The organism is Streptomyces sp. NPDC002690, assembly GCF_053592415.1.
Genome location: NZ_JBSFVR010000757.1, coordinates 1 through 1,146 on the forward strand (window position 1 = coordinate 1; position 1,146 = coordinate 1,146).

1 protein-coding gene is annotated in these 1,146 nt (G+C 73.4%); it reads left to right on the forward strand.

The window, feature by feature from the left end:
* Positions 1 to 108: 108 nt before the first annotated feature.
* On the forward strand, positions 109 to 1,146 hold a 1,038-nt coding region (locus ACWD3D_RS37320; protein ID WP_451465064.1), incomplete at its 3' end, for a dihydroxyacetone kinase family protein.

A 1,146-nucleotide genomic window follows, 5' to 3' on the forward strand; every position in this document is an offset into this window, starting at 1 on the left:
CTCTCCCCCCCCCCGACGCTCTTCCGATCTCGCCGCCCCGCCCGCCCCGGCCCCGGGTCGCCCTCCCCGCCCCCCACTCGTACTTCTCCGACTAGGAGTTCACCCGCCATGACCCGGCTCTTCGACGACCCCGACCGCTTCAGCGAGGACCAGCTGCGAGGTTTCGCCGCTGCCTATCCGGAGCACGTCACCGTGGTCCCCGGAGGCGTCGTCCGCTCCCGGCCGCAGGAAGCGGGCCGGGTCGCCGTGGTCGTCGGTGGCGGATCGGGGCACTACCCCGCGTTCAGCGGACTGGTGGGCGAAGGGCTCGCGGCGGGTGCCGTGGTCGGCAACATCTTCACCTCGCCCTCCGCGCGGCAGGCCGAGTCCGTGGCGCGGGCCGCCGACAACGGTGCGGGAGTCCTCTTCTCCTTCGGCAACTACGCGGGCGACCGTATGAACTTCGGCATGGCGCAGGCCCGTCTGCGGGACGCCGGGATCGACACCCGCACCGTCATGGTCACCGACGACGTGGCCAGCGCTCCCGCCGAGCGTCGCCACGAACGCCGGGGCATAGCCGGGGACTTCACCGTCTTCAAGGTCGCCGGGGCAGCCGCCGAGGAGGGCCTCGACCTGGACGGCGTCGAAGCCGCGGCCCGGCACGCCAACGACCGTACGTTCTCCTTCGGCATCGCCTTCGCCGGCTGCACCATGCCCGGCGCCGACACCCCGCTCTTCACGGTCCCCGAGGGCAAGATGGCCATCGGCCTCGGCATCCACGGCGAACCCGGTGTGCGTGACGCCGACATGGCCGACGCTCCGGAGATGGCCCGCGTCCTCGTCGAGCGGCTCCTCGAAGAGCGCCCGGAGGGGGCGGGTCCGCGGGTCGCCGCGATCCTCAACGGACTGGGCGCCACCAAGTACGAGGAGCTCTTCCTGCTCTGGGGCCACGTCGCCGACGCCTTGGCCGGAGCGGGCCTCACGGTGGTACGCCCCGAGGTCGGCGAGCTCGTCACCAGCCTCGACATGGCCGCCTGCTCCCTCACCCTGATGTGGCTCGACGAGGATCTGGAGCGCCGCTGGTGCGCCTCGGCCGACGCCCCCGGCTTCCGCCGCCTGCCGCTGCCCGAGACCCCGGACGCGCCCCGCGCCCTGCCCGACGTGCAG